At 45.6% G+C, this 14,756-nt stretch carries 12 protein-coding genes; 4 read left to right on the top strand and 8 right to left on the bottom strand.

Annotated elements, in window-relative coordinates:
* Positions 1 to 15: 15 nt before the first annotated feature.
* The 3 genes from HL061_RS08425 to HL061_RS08415 all read right to left on the bottom strand — a co-directional run bounded on the left by HL061_RS08425 (position 16) and on the right by HL061_RS08415 (position 4,175).
* Positions 16 to 1,170 carry a hypothetical protein gene (locus HL061_RS08425; protein WP_071002653.1) on the bottom strand — a complete coding sequence of 385 codons (1,155 nt, stop codon included), beginning with the start codon at positions 1,168 to 1,170 and terminating at the stop codon, positions 16 to 18.
* Positions 1,171 to 1,173: 3 nt separating this feature from the next.
* Positions 1,174 to 2,445, bottom strand: a complete 1,272-nt coding sequence (locus tag HL061_RS08420) for a glycosyltransferase (RefSeq protein ID WP_071002652.1) — start codon at positions 2,443 to 2,445, stop codon at positions 1,174 to 1,176.
* A 122-nt stretch (positions 2,446 to 2,567) separates the two neighbouring features.
* A complete protein-coding gene (locus HL061_RS08415; protein WP_071002651.1) occupies positions 2,568 to 4,175 on the bottom strand; it encodes a glycosyltransferase family 2 protein in 1,608 nt (535 codons plus the stop codon).
* Positions 4,176 to 4,693: 518 nt separating this feature from the next.
* Here HL061_RS08415 and guaA point away from each other — a divergent pair.
* Positions 4,694 to 6,304 (top strand): glutamine-hydrolyzing GMP synthase, encoded by a 1,611-nt coding sequence (guaA, locus tag HL061_RS08410; RefSeq protein ID WP_071002650.1) that lies wholly within the window; start codon positions 4,694 to 4,696, stop codon positions 6,302 to 6,304.
* A gap of 105 nt (positions 6,305 to 6,409) precedes the next feature.
* A complete protein-coding gene (locus HL061_RS08405; protein ID WP_071002649.1) occupies positions 6,410 to 8,383 on the top strand; it encodes a DUF2075 domain-containing protein in 1,974 nt (657 codons plus the stop codon).
* 72 nt (positions 8,384 to 8,455) lie between these two features.
* On the opposite strand, the gene HL061_RS08400 is transcribed toward HL061_RS08405, so the two are convergent.
* The 3 genes from HL061_RS08400 to HL061_RS08390 form a co-directional block, all read right to left on the bottom strand.
* Positions 8,456 to 9,460 carry a YhdH/YhfP family quinone oxidoreductase gene (locus HL061_RS08400; RefSeq protein ID WP_071002648.1) on the bottom strand — a complete coding sequence of 335 codons (1,005 nt, stop codon included), beginning with the start codon at positions 9,458 to 9,460 and terminating at the stop codon, positions 8,456 to 8,458.
* A gap of 365 nt (positions 9,461 to 9,825) precedes the next feature.
* The gene (locus HL061_RS08395; RefSeq protein ID WP_071002647.1) at positions 9,826 to 10,803 is read right to left on the bottom strand and encodes a zinc-binding dehydrogenase; all 978 of its coding nucleotides are present in this window, start codon (positions 10,801 to 10,803) and stop codon (positions 9,826 to 9,828) included.
* A 355-nt stretch (positions 10,804 to 11,158) separates the two neighbouring features.
* A complete protein-coding gene (locus HL061_RS08390; protein ID WP_071002646.1) occupies positions 11,159 to 11,413 on the bottom strand; it encodes a DUF2798 domain-containing protein in 255 nt (84 codons plus the stop codon).
* Positions 11,414 to 11,613: 200 nt separating this feature from the next.
* Between HL061_RS08390 and HL061_RS08385 the strand changes: the two genes are divergently transcribed.
* The gene (locus tag HL061_RS08385; protein ID WP_227517207.1) at positions 11,614 to 11,970 is read left to right on the top strand and encodes an amino acid racemase; all 357 of its coding nucleotides are present in this window, start codon (positions 11,614 to 11,616) and stop codon (positions 11,968 to 11,970) included.
* Positions 11,971 to 12,031: 61 nt separating this feature from the next.
* Here the strand turns inward: HL061_RS08385 and HL061_RS08380 are convergent, their stop codons facing one another.
* Positions 12,032 to 12,190 carry a hypothetical protein gene (locus HL061_RS08380; RefSeq protein WP_156770986.1) on the bottom strand — a complete coding sequence of 53 codons (159 nt, stop codon included), beginning with the start codon at positions 12,188 to 12,190 and terminating at the stop codon, positions 12,032 to 12,034.
* Between the two features lie 410 nt (positions 12,191 to 12,600).
* On the opposite strand from HL061_RS08380, the gene HL061_RS08375 reads away from it, so the two are divergent.
* Positions 12,601 to 13,551 carry an alpha/beta hydrolase gene (locus tag HL061_RS08375; protein WP_071002645.1) on the top strand — a complete coding sequence of 317 codons (951 nt, stop codon included), beginning with the start codon at positions 12,601 to 12,603 and terminating at the stop codon, positions 13,549 to 13,551.
* A gap of 1 nt (position 13,552) precedes the next feature.
* Here the strand turns inward: HL061_RS08375 and HL061_RS08370 are convergent, their stop codons facing one another.
* Positions 13,553 to 14,599: a nitronate monooxygenase gene (locus HL061_RS08370; protein WP_071002644.1), complete on the bottom strand. Its 1,047-nt coding sequence runs from the start codon at positions 14,597 to 14,599 to the stop codon at positions 13,553 to 13,555.
* Positions 14,600 to 14,756: the final 157 nt, after the last annotated feature.

Here is a 14,756-nt window from a genome sequence, read left to right as displayed (position 1 = left end):
ATTATTAAATGAATATTAACGCTCAGGACGCAGCGCAAGTTTTGGCAACAGCCACTCATAAAACCATGCCTTGGTATCGTCATAGTCGCCAAAGCTGTGCATCAATGCGGCTGCCGAGGTGTCCAAATCAGGCACTGTTTGCAGGGTAGCGGTCGGCGTAGGCAACTGCCCGTTATCATTTTGCATTGTTTTACAAAAGTCATCCCAGCCCAGCGCCCGACCTTGCGCAATCAAGGCATTAGCGGTGGCGACTTGCTCGTCATGCGGGCGCGCATCAGGCTGTACGATAATGGGCGTCTGCTCGTAGTAGACCTGCGCGATGCTGTTTAGCCCGCACGCCATCAATATTGCATCGCTATGAACGATAAACGGGCGCACGTCTTTGACCTGCGTGGCAATATCGACCAAGTGGCGCATGTTATCACTAATAGGACCGAGCGAGATGATAAAGGCATCGGGCAATAGCTCACGCAGCTTGGGCAGGCGCGCATCAATCGCTTGGTGTCCGCCATAGCCTTTTATCACCGTGATGATGGGCGCGCCCTCACGATACGGCTGAGCATCATCTTTTAACTCATTGAGTAACGTCAAAAACTCGGAACGGGTCAAATCCGTACTGGGCGCTGTACCGATAAAATCCAAATATAGGCTTTTCTTTGGCATCCATTCTGGCGTGTCTATCGCTTCAAGGGCGCGCGGATACGGTGCGAGCATTGCCAGCGCCCCTTTAAAAGCCTCTACGTGCGGCATGTCATCCCGCACGCCAGTCAGGCGAACGTACAGGTAGGGCATACTGATCGTGCGACACAGCATGGCAATTTCCACACTAACATCAATGATCATCAGATCAATCTGCCGCGCGTCTAGCGCCTGTATCAGCTGATAGCTGCGCGCTTGAATGTCGCGATTGCCCACAGGCGAGTAGTGCAGGCTCTCAGGTTGCCAGTAGTGTCCCGCGCGACCTTTGAGTATATCGTCTGCGTGCTCATCTTCAGGCGCGAGGCGGACGACTTGCGCTTCACTGATATTGCTAAAGCTATAGTCCGCCGCAGACACGCTGGTAAAAACCGTGAACTGCGCGCGCACAGGCTCAGGCAGTAGCGCCGCCAGCTTGTCCGCCTGCCGACAATGCCCCGAGCCGTGATGATGGGCGTAATAACCGATGCGCACCCCTTAACCCTCAGCGTGCTGTGGTAAGGTGTCGAGACTTGACGTCGCTTGTGGTGGTGGCATCGAAGGTAAATGTTTGGGCGTGGCAGCACTGGGCTTTTGCGCTGTGGATAGCGATTGTTGTTCTGGTGTCAGCGTCTGATAATACAACTCCAAATAGCCATCGACCATCGTGGTATCAGCACAAAATAACTTGGCACGCGCACGGCACGCCGCCCGTGAGATGTTTTTGATGCTATAAAAGGCTTTGATAAAGGCGGCTTTGTCTTCTTTAGCGACCACAATGCCCGTTTCAGACGTGACAATCTCTGCGCACGCACCCACATCAAAGCCAATCACAGGCGTGCCGCAGGCGAGACTCTCTGCCAATATCAGCCCATACGGCTCATCCCACGTGCTGGTAAACAGCATCGCCGTCGCTTGACCTAAGTAGCGGTTAATCTCTGCTTTGGTTTTGTGACCGACATAGTCGAGCAAATCGCTGCCTTGCTGCTTGTCTTGGAGTAATAACGGCGCGACAGATTGTTCAAAATACTGCGCGTTGCTCTTAGGTCCTGCGATAATCAGGCGCTTGCCCGCCGCCAAGCAATATTGCATTGCCAAATGCGTGCCTTTTTCAGGACAAATACGCCCATACCACAGATACACCTCGTCATCGATGGCCTCAAGTTGCGCGTCAAAAGAGTCCACATCAATACCGTTATACACCACTTTAGATGGCACAAATTCGGCAAACAGTTTTTGCTGATAGGTACTAATCGAGGTGAATTGCGTATCGGTGCCCAGTTGTAGGGTCAATAATGCCAAGCGCAGCTGCGGAAAAATCGGCGTATGAAAGGTGGTAAAAAAGCGCTTGCCAAAGACCTGACCCATCATCATCGGAATGTGGTGCAAGCTGTGATTGTGTACCACATCAATCTCGCCGCGTCCGTCACGCTCGATAATATCGCGTAGCGCATGTTGATAGGCGAGGTACTGATACATCTCCTCGCGCCCCATCGCCACCGACTCATGCTCGTTTGGATAGACCATCGCCTCAAATTCTTGACGCGACAATAGCGGTACAAGGGTCGCCTTCGTCTGACTGTCAGCATGCGCGTAAAGCAGCACCTCGTGCCCCGCCGCGACCAGCTTATCACACAGCAGATGCGTAATCATCTCAAGCCCACCTGCGTAAGGCTCAGCAATCGGGTATAAAGAATGCGCAATGATAGCAATGCGTAAGGGTCGCTTCTGCGGCGTGACAGAAGCAGTGGGTAAAGATAAAGGGGGCATAATATTTCCTATGGCGGCGCTTATTCATCATCGTTATGGCCGCCGCTGTTATGTTGTTGTTATTGAAAATAAAGGTAAAAGTCAGGACAAAAATATGCGCAAAATAAAAAGTAAAATAAAGGTTAAAAGTTGATGGTCTGCTTATCTTGTACGCGATCAGTCGTCTCGATAAAGGGCATTTTTTGAATGTTTAGTGGTTTTACATATTCTGTATTTAATAAGGGAAAAGGTGCTGATGGTTCTGGTAAAGAAAGTAGGTACTCGGCTTCACTGGCCGCGCTGTAATTGGCTAAGGCAAGTCTTGCGGCAATGAGTTTTAAACCAAAGACGGTGAGCGCGCAGGCAAATAATATCGGGGAATAGGCCGCAGACAGCGGTGATACTAGTAGAGCAGTGAGTGCATTTAACATCAATAGTAATTTGGGTAAGGCACGGCGATTGGCGTGCTTTAGCGCTGATTGTGTGGCATCAGGAGCGATTTTTGGGGTACACACAAAGGGCTTTTGCCGTCCCCACAATACAGGCAACCAGCACAGCGCACCCACTTCCCAAAAGTTTAAATGCATCAGCCATGTGCGTAAGCGTTTGGCGATGGTGTGTCGATAGCCGCGCTGCATTTGCTGGGTGAGTGGGGCTTGGTCGCGTAAATATGCCCATAAGCGGCGCAGTAAAAATACGCCGTAACCTGTATAGACGACAGCCAAAATCGGTAACGCCCATGTGCTGTCATGGCCCACCATTAATGCAAACGCCATTACCATCACCGTGATAAGCTGAAGCAGGATTAAAATCCCTGTGCCATTGACCCATGCACTAAGCTGCGACAAGTGCGCGCGCTGATAACGGCGCTGCTCAGCTTTGCTGTGTTTGGTTGTCGCCATACTCGCGGCATACGTCGGATGCAGACGACGTAACAATGGCGCGGCAAGATAGCGACAAAAAATCTGCATATTGCCATATACCCAGCGCTGACGCTGTGCCAATAAATCACACAAGGTTGCGGGCAGCAGTCCTGTTGCAATCACTGTAGGAATAAAGGCGCTACGCATATCATGCTGATGCATGAGCACTCCCATCTGCGCGTCTTCGGTGATTGATGCGCCCGACCAGCCGCCCAGCTGCTGCAAATCACGACGCCGAATGACTGCATACGTGCCTGTCGATAAGGCGCGCATACGATTGCGCGGCTGATATAGGTGGTGGTTAAAGTAGTGATTCAGCTCGCTGTGAATGTCCTCAAGATGGGCGCTGCGATAAAACTGCGGAAACTGTAATAGTGTGTGCTCAGGATAGTCGTTAATGGCTTGTACCATCACCTCACGGGCATGCGGCAATGCTTCATAATCGCTATCCACCACCACGATATGACTACAGCGTCTATCCATCCATGCCAGCGCTAAGTTAAGCGCACCCGCTTTGTAGCCTGCAATCTCATCAATATGATAAAAGCGCACGTTGAGCGCGGCATCTAGCGATTCACAAAAGGCGGCCAGTGGTTGATAAAGAGATTTATCCGTATGGTTATTATCAATAATTAAGATTTCATCCACTGCCTGTTTGACAGCCAATAACGACTTAATGGTTGCAATCACAATCTCAGGTGGCTCCGCTCGTGTCATTAGCTGGAAGCTAAAGGCAATCGCGGCAGCAGTCGACTGAGATGATACGGGCGCAAAAACAGTATCTTGCACACCGTGCATCATACGAGACGCAGACGTTAAAGGAGTCATAATCTTTTATTCTTATCGTTATTAAGCTGTGGACGCTGGAAAAAGGGCCAGCAAATAGCGCTTTGGTTTTAATGAAATATTTAATTGGCGCTTGAGAGAACAATTTCATAGTAATACAAAGTTTGGTAACATATTGATTATTAAGTGTTAGTTTCTGCACTATCTCGTAATGTTACGTAAGTTTTTCAGTCATTAACTTAAGAAATTTAGTGAAGCATCGAAAATATAGAGACGAGGAGTCTGTATAAAAGAATAACTGGCGAAAAATAGTGAAATATAACCGCAAAAAAAATCCCGCCGTAGCGAGATTGTTTTGCTAGGGCGTGTCCCTATTTTAAAAATGGTGATAAAAAGGTTTATAGCGATAGGCGTTAAAAATCTGTCTTAGTCATGTCCTTATGTTGAGTGCGTCAACGCTTGAAAAAAATAGTTAAGAATAAAGCGCATATCAACCGCCATTCATGGCGCTAAACTTGTTAAAATAGGGCACCAATTTTTTATTGATGGATACTCACCTTATGACGACCGCATCATCGACGCCAACTATCAAGCAAGACCGCATTTTAATCCTCGATTTTGGCTCGCAATACAGTCAGTTAATCGCCCGCCGTGTGCGCGATTCTGGGGTATTTTGTGAGATGTTCCCTTATGACATCGACACTCAGCGTATCATCGATTTTGGTGCCAAGGGCATCATTTTATCGGGTGGCCCTGAGAGCGTCCATGCAGATAACAGCCCGCGTATCAATGACGCGGTGTTTGACCTAGGCGTGCCTGTATTGGGTATTTGCTACGGTATGCAAGCGATGGCAGATCGTTTTGGCGGGCAGGTTCATGCCAGTGATATCCATGAGTTTGGTGCGGCGACCATCGAAGTAAATGGTCACTCGCAGCTGACTGACGGTATCGAAGACAGCAAGACTGACGGCGCGGCTGCCAAGCTAAACGTTTGGATGAGCCATGGTGATAAAGTCATCGAAGCGCCTGAAGGCTTTGACATCGTTGCTAGTACGCCAAGCTGCCCGATTGCGATTATGGCTAATGATGACAAGCAATACTACGGTCTACAGTTCCACCCAGAAGTGACGCACACCCTACAAGGTCAAGCGCTGCTAGGTCGTTTTGTCCATCAGATTTGCGATTGTGCTGGTGAGTGGACGCCAGACAATATCGCTGATATGCGTATTGCGCAGCTCAAAGAGCAAATCGGTGACAAGCAAGTATTGCTCGGACTATCGGGCGGCGTGGACAGCTCAGTCGTTGCAGCACTACTGCACAAAGCCATTGGCGATCAGCTGACTTGTGTGTTTGTGGATAATGGTCTCTTGCGTCTGCATGAAGGCGATCAAGTGATGCAAGTGTTTGCCGAAAACATGGGCGTCAAAGTCATCCGTGTTGATGCCGAAGATCGTTTCTTAACCGCGCTGGCTGGCGAGTCGGATCCAGAGAAAAAACGCAAAATCATTGGTAAAACCTTCATCGACGTATTCGCTGATAGTGCGCGTCAAGTGAGCGAGCAGAGCGATGGTAAAGTTGTTGAGTTCTTAGCACAAGGGACGATTTACCCAGACGTGATCGAATCTGCTAAGTCACATCAAGGTAAAGCACACGTCATTAAGAGCCATCATAACGTTGGCGGTTTGCCAGATGACTTGGCGTTTGAATTGGTTGAGCCGTTACGCGATCTATTTAAAGATGAAGTGCGTAAACTTGGTATCACCCTTGGTCTACCAGAGAAGATGATTTACCGTCATCCGTTCCCAGGTCCAGGTCTAGGCGTGCGTATCTTGGGCGAAGTGAAAAAAGAATATGCTGATATCCTGCGCCTTGCCGATGCGATCTTTATGCAGGAGCTGGAGCGTTCGGGCTGGTATGACAAAACCGCGCAGGCCTTTGCGGTATTCCAGCCAATCAAATCAGTTGGCGTGGTCGGTGATGGCCGCCGTTATGCGTGGGTAATCGCGCTACGTGCAGTTGAGACCGTGGACTTTATGACCGCCCGCTTTGCGCATCTGCCGTATGATTTGATTGAAACGGTATCCAACCGCATCATGAACGAAATCAAAGACGTGTCGCGCGTGACTTATGATGTGTCGAGTAAGCCGCCTGCTACTATTGAATGGGAGTAGGGTTTATTTAGTACTTAAAAAGAAAAGAACGTAGCCTTGATGGTTGCGTTCTTTTTTTATAAATGCATCATTGAACTTAGACGATAACTAAGATAAGGATATTCTGTGCAACGCGCCTACTACTCAAACTCAATTCAAGAGTTTTTATTGAATTCCGAAGATAGCATTCTAGGTCAATTAACAGCAAATCATAGCAATAGAACACTTGAAGAATTACAGGTCACTGCGTGGCGAAAACAAATTAAAATTTTAAAAGACCAGCTTGCTTCATTTGAAGGGCAAATCTATTTTGAATTTGCCATACCTAGGATGGGTAAAAGAGTAGATAATATAATTATTATAAATAATGTCATCTTTATCGTCGAGTTTAAGGTTAGCGACGGAGGTTATTCAAAACATGCTATAGAACAAACTATTGACTATACCATTGATCTAAAGAATTTTCATGAAGGCAGTCATCATGCTAAATTAGTACCCATTTTGGTTGTAACAGAGGCTAAAACGTCTATCTTTGTTGAAGACAATATAACTATTATAAATCATCAAGATGTTGCTAAAACAAACCAATATGATTTAACTCAAACGCTTAGCCGTTTTATCAATGAGGATACTTCAGCTGTCGATGTACTACGTTGGGAAAACTCAATTTATAAACCTACTCCGACGATAGTTGAGGCTGCTCAGGCACTATATAAAGGTCATAATGTCAAAGAAATCACGCGATCAGACTCAGGTGCTATCAATCTCAGTAAAACGACAGATCAACTGAATCGAATTATTGAAGAATCAAAGCACAATGAAAAGAAATCTATTTGCTTTGTTACCGGTGTACCTGGTGCTGGGAAAACCTTGGCTGGTTTGAATATTGCCGTTCAAAGAATGAAAGCTGATGAAGATGAGCATGCTGTTTTTCTTTCTGGTAACAGTCCTTTAGTTGAGGTATTGCGAGAAGCTTTGACTAGAGATGCTGTAGATATATCTAAACAGACAGACGACAAGCTGACTAAAAAACAAGCTGCTATAAAAGCGAATGCGTTTATACAAAATATTCATCACTTTCGAGATGATAATCTGAAATCTGTAAAAGCGCCAACTGAGAAAGTAGTTGTTTTCGATGAAGCACAAAGAGCCTGGACTCAAGCACAAGCCAGCTCTTTTATGAAAAGAAAAAAGGGTCTTGAAAACTTTAATATGTCAGAACCTGAGTTCTTAATTGACGTTATGAATAGACATAATGAATGGTGTACCATTGTATGCTTGATCGGAGGTGGCCAAGAAATTAATACTGGTGAAGCCGGATTAGAAGAATGGATAAATTCTCTAGGCAAGAAATTTTCAAATTGGGATATTTACTACTCTGAACAAATTCTTGATAGCGACAACTATGTTAAGTCTCAAAGTGCTAAGAACTGGTTGATAGAGAATGGTCATAGTGAGTCCGAATTACATCTGGCTGTATCAGTTAGATCATTCCGGTCTGAGAAGCTATCTTATTTTATTCACGAGCTTTTAGACTTAAATTATAATGCCGCTAAAAATATTTATGCACAGATTAAAACGGATTATCCTATTTTCATTACAAGAGATATTGACGCTGCTAAAAAATGGTTACGAGATCAAGCAAAAGGAAGCGAGAGAATCGGGTTGATTAGTTCATCTGGTGCCAAAAGATTAAGACCTTTGGGTATAGACGTTAAAAATACTATTTCAGCACCTAGCTGGTTTTTAAATGGTAGTAGGGATATTCGTTCCTCTTACTTTTTAGAAGAGGTAGCGACAGAGTTTGATATACAAGGTCTAGAAATCGATTGGGCATGTGTGGCTTGGGGTGGTAATTTTCATTTAAAGGATGGTAGCTGGCAGTATTTAAACTTTAAAGGCACTAAATGGCAAATCATTGGTCAAGAGATAACCAAGGAATATTTAAAAAACACCTATCGCGTATTACTCACTAGAGCTAGACAAGGTATGATTATTTATATACCAAGAGGTGATACTCTTGATCATACAAGACCTAAAGAGTATTACGATGGCACTTGGAATTATTTAAAGTCAGTTGGAATTCAAGAATTGAAGTAGTTTATACAATAATAAGAACACCCACTGCTTGAGTGGGTGTTTGTGTATAAAAATAGACGAGTTATCAAAACCCTAACCCCGAACATTCACCACATAACGCCCAACCACCTTACTCGAAATAAAGCGATCTAAGTATTCAGGCGTTTGCTCAAGGGTAATTTCTTCAGCATAACCCTCAAGGTCAGGCAATTTCATATCGGTTGAAACGCGCTGCCAAATCGCTTTTTTGTCCTCAAGTGGGATAAGTACCGAGTCGATACCCAATAATGACACTGCTCTGGTGATAAATGGCATGACCGTCATCGAAAACTCCGCACCGCCCGCTAGGCCGCAACTGGTCACTGCGCCGCCCGCTTTGGTTTGCTTGAGCAAATTAGCTAGATAATCGCCACCGAGCGTATCAATGGCATTGGCCCACAGCTCACGGCCGATAGGTTTGCTACCGATTTCATTGATCGTATCGCGATGACGGACTTCGCTTGCGCCAAGATCTTTTAGATAATCGCTTTGTTCAGGCTTACCTGAGAAGGCGATAACCTCGTAGCCCAATTGACTTAATATAGCGATACTGATACTACCGACGCCGCCCGTTGCGCCCGTGACGGCGACTGGTCCGTCTTCAGGTTTTGCGCCCATTTTCTCAAGCTTTTGCACGCTTAAGGCTGCGGTTAGGCCGCCAGTACCATAAATCATTGCTTCTTTTAATGTTAATGATTTTGGACATTCTATCGCCCAATCAGCGGGTATCGAGATTATCTGGCCAAGCCCGCCTGCGGTGTCCATGCCGAGATCATAGCCGAATACCAATACTTCTTGCCCTGCGCTAAACGTGCCTGATTTGTCACTGACGACGACACCAGCCGCGTCAATACCAGGGGTATGCGGATAGTTTCTGGTGATTCTTTTATTGCCCGTGGCTGACATGGCATCTTTGTAGTTCAATGATGAATAATTCACTTCGATGAGCAAGTCATTCTCTGGTAAGTCACTGACTTTGCGCTCTTGAATGCTTTTTTTGAATTCGCCGTCGTTAGTTTCTTCAACGACTAAGGCTTTAAATGTTTTCTCGTTTGACATAGTGATATCCCTATTACGTTTTATTGTTTATGTTCATGAGTCATGGCTTAACTATCGCATGCTTCATTATCTCATGACTACAAAGTCACTAAAGCAAAAAAATCCCACTGTACTTCAGGATAAATACAAACGGGCTTCTTCTTATTTTATGCTACCTCTGATGATAATAGTCATTGAAAGGTTAGTGTGTAAATTATAGTTTTGACAGTACTTTAAAGATATAGTGAATTCAGTATAAAAACGATACAGTGGGACTGGGATAAATTTTTCGCAGCCTCTGTCTGCGTAGGCACAGCACGCAAGGAAAATTTAGACCAGTTCCACCTCGATATATAATGTATCTGTTTTATTTAGGATTGACTATACTAAGGTTTTAATAGTACCTTACCTTTTTTGCCAGATTGCACATCACCTGAGGCGGCTTTGGTAATCTCATCAAGCCCATAAACCGCTTCAATTGGTAATTTTAGATTGCCGTTGGTCGCGCGCTCTAGTAGTTCATCAATCAGACGCTGTTTGTTGTCCAGATCCATTTCTTGGCTGGTTTTGCTGCCCCAGAAGCCTTTGACGATAGCTTGCTTAAAGATCAGGCTGCCAGCGTCTAGTTGCATTGGTTTACCTGACATAATACCAAACGAGACCAACGTGCCGTTGCTACCGAGTAACGATAGCAGCTCATTGCTTGATTCGCCACCGACGGAGTCCACAGCAGCGGTGATCTTGTCCTTACCGATGATAGCGCGGACTTGGTCTTGCCAGTCATCATCAGCGGTGACGACATTGTTTTTGATATCTAGCGCGGTCAGCTCTTCTAACGAGTCTTTGCTACGCACGAGATTAATGGTGTTCACACCGCGTGCCGCTGCCAGCATGGCTAGTGTTTTACCAACAGCACCATTAGCCGCATTATGGATGATCCATTGTCCACTATCTACTTCTAGGAATTCAAGCAGCATCAAGGCGGATAATGGCATAGCAATCAGCTGCGCGGCCAGTTCGTCTTCGATGCTATTAGGGATGACAAATACCATATTGGCAGGGGCGACAAAATACTCTGCCCACGTTTCGTGCACACTGGCACAGGCCACGCGCTGACCGATGCTTAAGTCTGTGACCTCATCACCGACCGCATCAATAATTCCTAACGCTTCACTACCGCCAACCGCTGGCATTTCTGGCTTGTAGCCGTATTGCCCGCTGACCGTTAGCATGTCGTGGTTATGAATGGGGGAAAAGATGGTTTTGATACGGACTTCGTTGGCAGCAGGCTGCGGCATAGGACGCTCGCCCACGCTCAGTACGTCGGAAGGTTTGCCAAAGTGATCATAAGTAGCAACGCGCATAAATCATCCTTAATCAATTATTTGTTGTTATGTGTGTGGGACCCAGACCATCACATTATGGTTATGGTGTAGCTATCGTACTGTGTGATCTGGTTTAAATATAATCAGTATGAGTCATACTATAGATAACAATAGACTGGTCGTCTAGTAAATAGATGATAACATTATGTATGGTTTTGTTTCAGGTGGATTAAATGCTCAGGCATTGTCTTGACAGCATAGATATTGATTGCTGCATTTGATAAAGATGAGCAGTCGCCATACTGATCATGTACAGACATAGTGCTTGAGACGTCAATGACACGGCGCTATATGGAAAGAGATTGACTATATAGAGGCTTAATAAAATAGGGACTTAATAAAACTCAATGCGACTAAGGATGTGCTCCTGCACCATATAAGCACAAAAATACGCGCTGGGCCACGCCACGATAAAGGCCAATCCCCACGAGTGCATCAGCTCGGTAAAAAAACCGTCAATATAGCCCACCTTTATAAGCAATAATACGGTTGAAATGATGAGTGACATCATCATCGCCATAAGACCGGTAAAGATCAGGCGATAGTATTTGCGGCGGGTGCGTATTCTGATGGTGGGAAAGTTGGCCATAGTTTCGATTGTCCTACAAGTGATAGCAGTGCTCATGATACTCCGTGATGACGGACTGGTAAAATCGTTATTATCAATCGTCAGGTTTGCTATAGATTCATAACCATCTTTTTATCTTGAGAAAAACAATATCTCTAGATAATGCGCTCTTCTAGAGAGCAACTTTTGCTACGATAATCTATGATAAGTAAGACTAAACGATAAATAGGAAAATAGCGCTATTGGATACGCAGTTTACGATGACGCAGGGTTTTTATAAGCAGCGTCTGATTGATGCAGGATTAAAAGTATTGATACCTGCCGAGGACGAGCGGGCAGAGGTACATCGTATCATCAAAAAAGAGCTGTGCGTCGGTAAGTTCAAAGACAGCTCACGCGAATATTATATCGATGTCATAACTAAGCTTGCTGAGCAAGGAGCAGAGGGGGTGATACTAGGCTGTACTGAGGTTGGCCTGTTGATCACGCAAGACGACAGTCTGATCCCTGTATTTGATACTACAGTGATTCATGCCGCCGCTGCGGTAAGGTTTTTAGTGGATAAGGATTTTACTTGAATAATGCAAAGAGTAAATAAACTGTGCTGCTAGCGCTTATCCTTATTAACTCAGGACAGATCTAACTACTACCATGAACCTTTTTGTACACTTTGATGATACGGCGCAGCGGTAACCGTCTCCATGGTGTCGTTGGCAAGGCAAATAGGAGCATGGTTTTGGCGATAGCCCCTTTGGTAAGGTCACGCGATTTACTGGAGGGCGTACTCGTGTCGCTCAAGGTGCATCCTTTTATGCCACTTTGATTGGGCTTTGATAAGTGTCAGTTGGGTTTATAGTCGAACCACTATTAAAGTGTTACAGCGTTAGACTCGTTTAGCCTACTACTGTAGTACTTGCACTCGTCTGCCTTGTACCACTTTTAATATTGATTGACTATAATTGAGAATAGATAGTGAGCTTAGGGTTGTAGTTATAACCACTACTGCTATAAAGCGCTCCTATTATAAATAACAATGCTTAAGCTATCTGGGCTAGAAAGGTAAACAAGAGCTAACGATAGTCTTGTATATGAACATAGAAGATAAGGTTTGACTAGAAGGTTATAAATTAAAAAATCTAGGCACAAGTTTAGCGCTAAAATCAAAGTCAGATTTTGTTTCCGCCTTAATTCTAAACAAGGATGTCTTTATGCTATTTAAACGCTTAGGCCTTGCCGCACTATTTAGTCTCTCTATCGTAGGCTGTACCACAGCGCCCAATACGCTTGCCATTAACACTACCCAAAAAATTATCCAATATGAGCGCAATAAGTCTGATCTGGATGTCAAATCATTCACGCTAACTTCTGGCGACAAGTTAGTTTATGCCGAAAATAACAATCTCACCGCCGAGCCACTACTTCTCATTCACGGTTTTGGCGGTAATAAGGACAACTTCACCCGTATCGCTGACGAGTTAGAGAACTATCATCTGATCATTCCTGATCTGCTGGGTTTTGGTGAGTCGAGCAAACCTATGAGCGCAGACTATCGCTCACAGGCACAGGCCATGCGCTTACATGAGCTGTTGCAAGCTAAAGGATTGGCAGGCAATATTCACATCGGCGGTAACTCGATGGGCGGCGCGATCAGTGTCGCGTATGCTGCAAAGTACCCAAAAGACGTCAAGAGTCTGTGGCTTGTCGATAGCGCAGGGTTTTGGTCAGCAGGCGTGCCAAAATCGCTTGAGGGCGCAACCCTTGAGAACAACCCATTGCTGATCAATAGCAAAGAGGACTTCTATAAGATGTACGATTTTGTCATGTATAAGCCGCCTTATTTGCCCAAGTCAGTCAAAGCGGTATTCGCGCAAGAGCGTATCAATAACAAGGAGTTGGACGCCAAAATCCTTGAGCAAATCGTCACTGATAATGTCGAGGAGCGCGCTCAAATCATCGCGAACTATCATATTCCAACGCTCGTGGTTTGGGGTGATAAAGATCAAGTCATCAAACCTGAAACGGTCAATGTGATCAAAGACATCATCCCGCAAGCGCAAGTCATTATGATGGAAGATATCGGTCACGTGCCGATGATAGAGGCGGTAGAGCAAACGGCGGAGGATTATAAAGGGTTTCGTGCAACGCTGAAGGGTCAGTAATTCACAAACCTTTTATTAATCGTGTCAGTAAGGCGTCTGTACTTTCGTTTTTGACTAACGTGACGCCTTGCCCTGCCCATAACGACAGATGCTCGGCGTCCAAACGCTTGGCCGCATCCGCTCGCATAAACTTGGTCATGGCGTTTAATTGTGGATAAGGCGGTAGCGCATCTGCACACTCAAACTGAGCAAAATCACGCAAATAGTTGTTTAATAATCCACGTGCAAGCTTGCCTGAGAACAATCTGGTTAAGCGCGTCTCAGTACTGCGTAACCCTTGACTGGCATCAATAAGCGCTTGTTTATACGTATCATTAATACCGCATTGATCTGTGGTCAAAAACGCCGTTCCCATTTGCACAAGCTCAGCGCCTGCCGCTTGTACTGCCTTGATATCCTGTCCCGTCATAATGCCACCTGCGGCAATCAACGGAATATCTGTGCAAGCGTGCGTTTGGCTAATCAGCGTCAATAATCCTAGAGGATCAGTTTCACTTTGTGGCAACCAGCCACCGCGATGACCGCCAGCTTCTACGCCTTGTACACAAACTGCGTCTGCCCCAATATCACTCCATGCTTTCGCTTCCAGTGGATGGTTTGCCGTACCGATGACGCGCGTACCGACACGTTGCAGACGCTGAACTTGCTCGGCACGGATAATACCAAAAGTAAAACTGGCGACAGGCACAGGGTTGTCATAGAGGACTTGCAACTGCTCAGCAAAGCTCTGTGCTGGACGCGTGGGTAGCGTAAATTCTATATTCTGCTCTTGGTAATAATTACTCAGCCAATTCGGCATGGCGGTGTCAAAGCTGCTCGACTCCTGCTCAGATAGCACCATCAGATTGACCATAAAAGGACGGTCGGTCAGGGTCTTAATCGTATCGATTTGGCTATTCAAAACGTCTGGCGCGGTCATGCCAGCGCCTAATGAACCCAGTCCACCAAAGTTACTGACACTCGCAATCAGCTTAGGGGTGGTGGCACCGCCTGCCATTGGCGCTTGGATAATCGGATAGGTGAGGTTAAGTGTATTGAGTAAGCTCATGAATGGCTCCTTTTTATTAGGATATTTGCATGACTTACTGTAACAGAGGTAGGCGGTGCGCGTGTTGGATAGTGTTTATTTAGTTGCTGAATAGGGTGGTGGGTTTTGGCTATAAATTCGTAGTTAAAATAGTTGACTATAAAACTGTAGTTAAAGC

It is taken from the genome of Psychrobacter sp. PSP (genome assembly GCF_024085615.1).
In the GTDB taxonomy this organism is placed as follows: domain Bacteria; phylum Pseudomonadota; class Gammaproteobacteria; order Pseudomonadales; family Moraxellaceae; genus Psychrobacter; species Psychrobacter pacificensis.
Note: the sequence above shows the minus strand (reverse complement) of the source record. Positions and strands in the feature narration are given on the sequence as shown.

Coding starts and splice junctions, on each gene's coding strand:
- HL061_RS08370 (WP_071002644.1), bottom strand. CDS start 14,599: ATGAGCTTACTCAATACACTTAACCTCACCTATCCGATTATCCAAGCG.
- guaA (WP_071002650.1), top strand. CDS start 4,694: ATGACGACCGCATCATCGACGCCAACTATCAAGCAAGACCGCATTTTA.
- HL061_RS08395 (WP_071002647.1), bottom strand. CDS start 10,803: ATGCGCGTTGCTACTTATGATCACTTTGGCAAACCTTCCGACGTACTG.
- HL061_RS08415 (WP_071002651.1), bottom strand. CDS start 4,175: ATGACTCCTTTAACGTCTGCGTCTCGTATGATGCACGGTGTGCAAGAT.
- HL061_RS08375 (WP_071002645.1), top strand. CDS start 12,601: ATGCTATTTAAACGCTTAGGCCTTGCCGCACTATTTAGTCTCTCTATC.
- HL061_RS08390 (WP_071002646.1), bottom strand. CDS start 11,413: ATGGCCAACTTTCCCACCATCAGAATACGCACCCGCCGCAAATACTAT.
- HL061_RS08400 (WP_071002648.1), bottom strand. CDS start 9,460: ATGTCAAACGAGAAAACATTTAAAGCCTTAGTCGTTGAAGAAACTAAC.
- HL061_RS08420 (WP_071002652.1), bottom strand. CDS start 2,445: ATGCCCCCTTTATCTTTACCCACTGCTTCTGTCACGCCGCAGAAGCGA.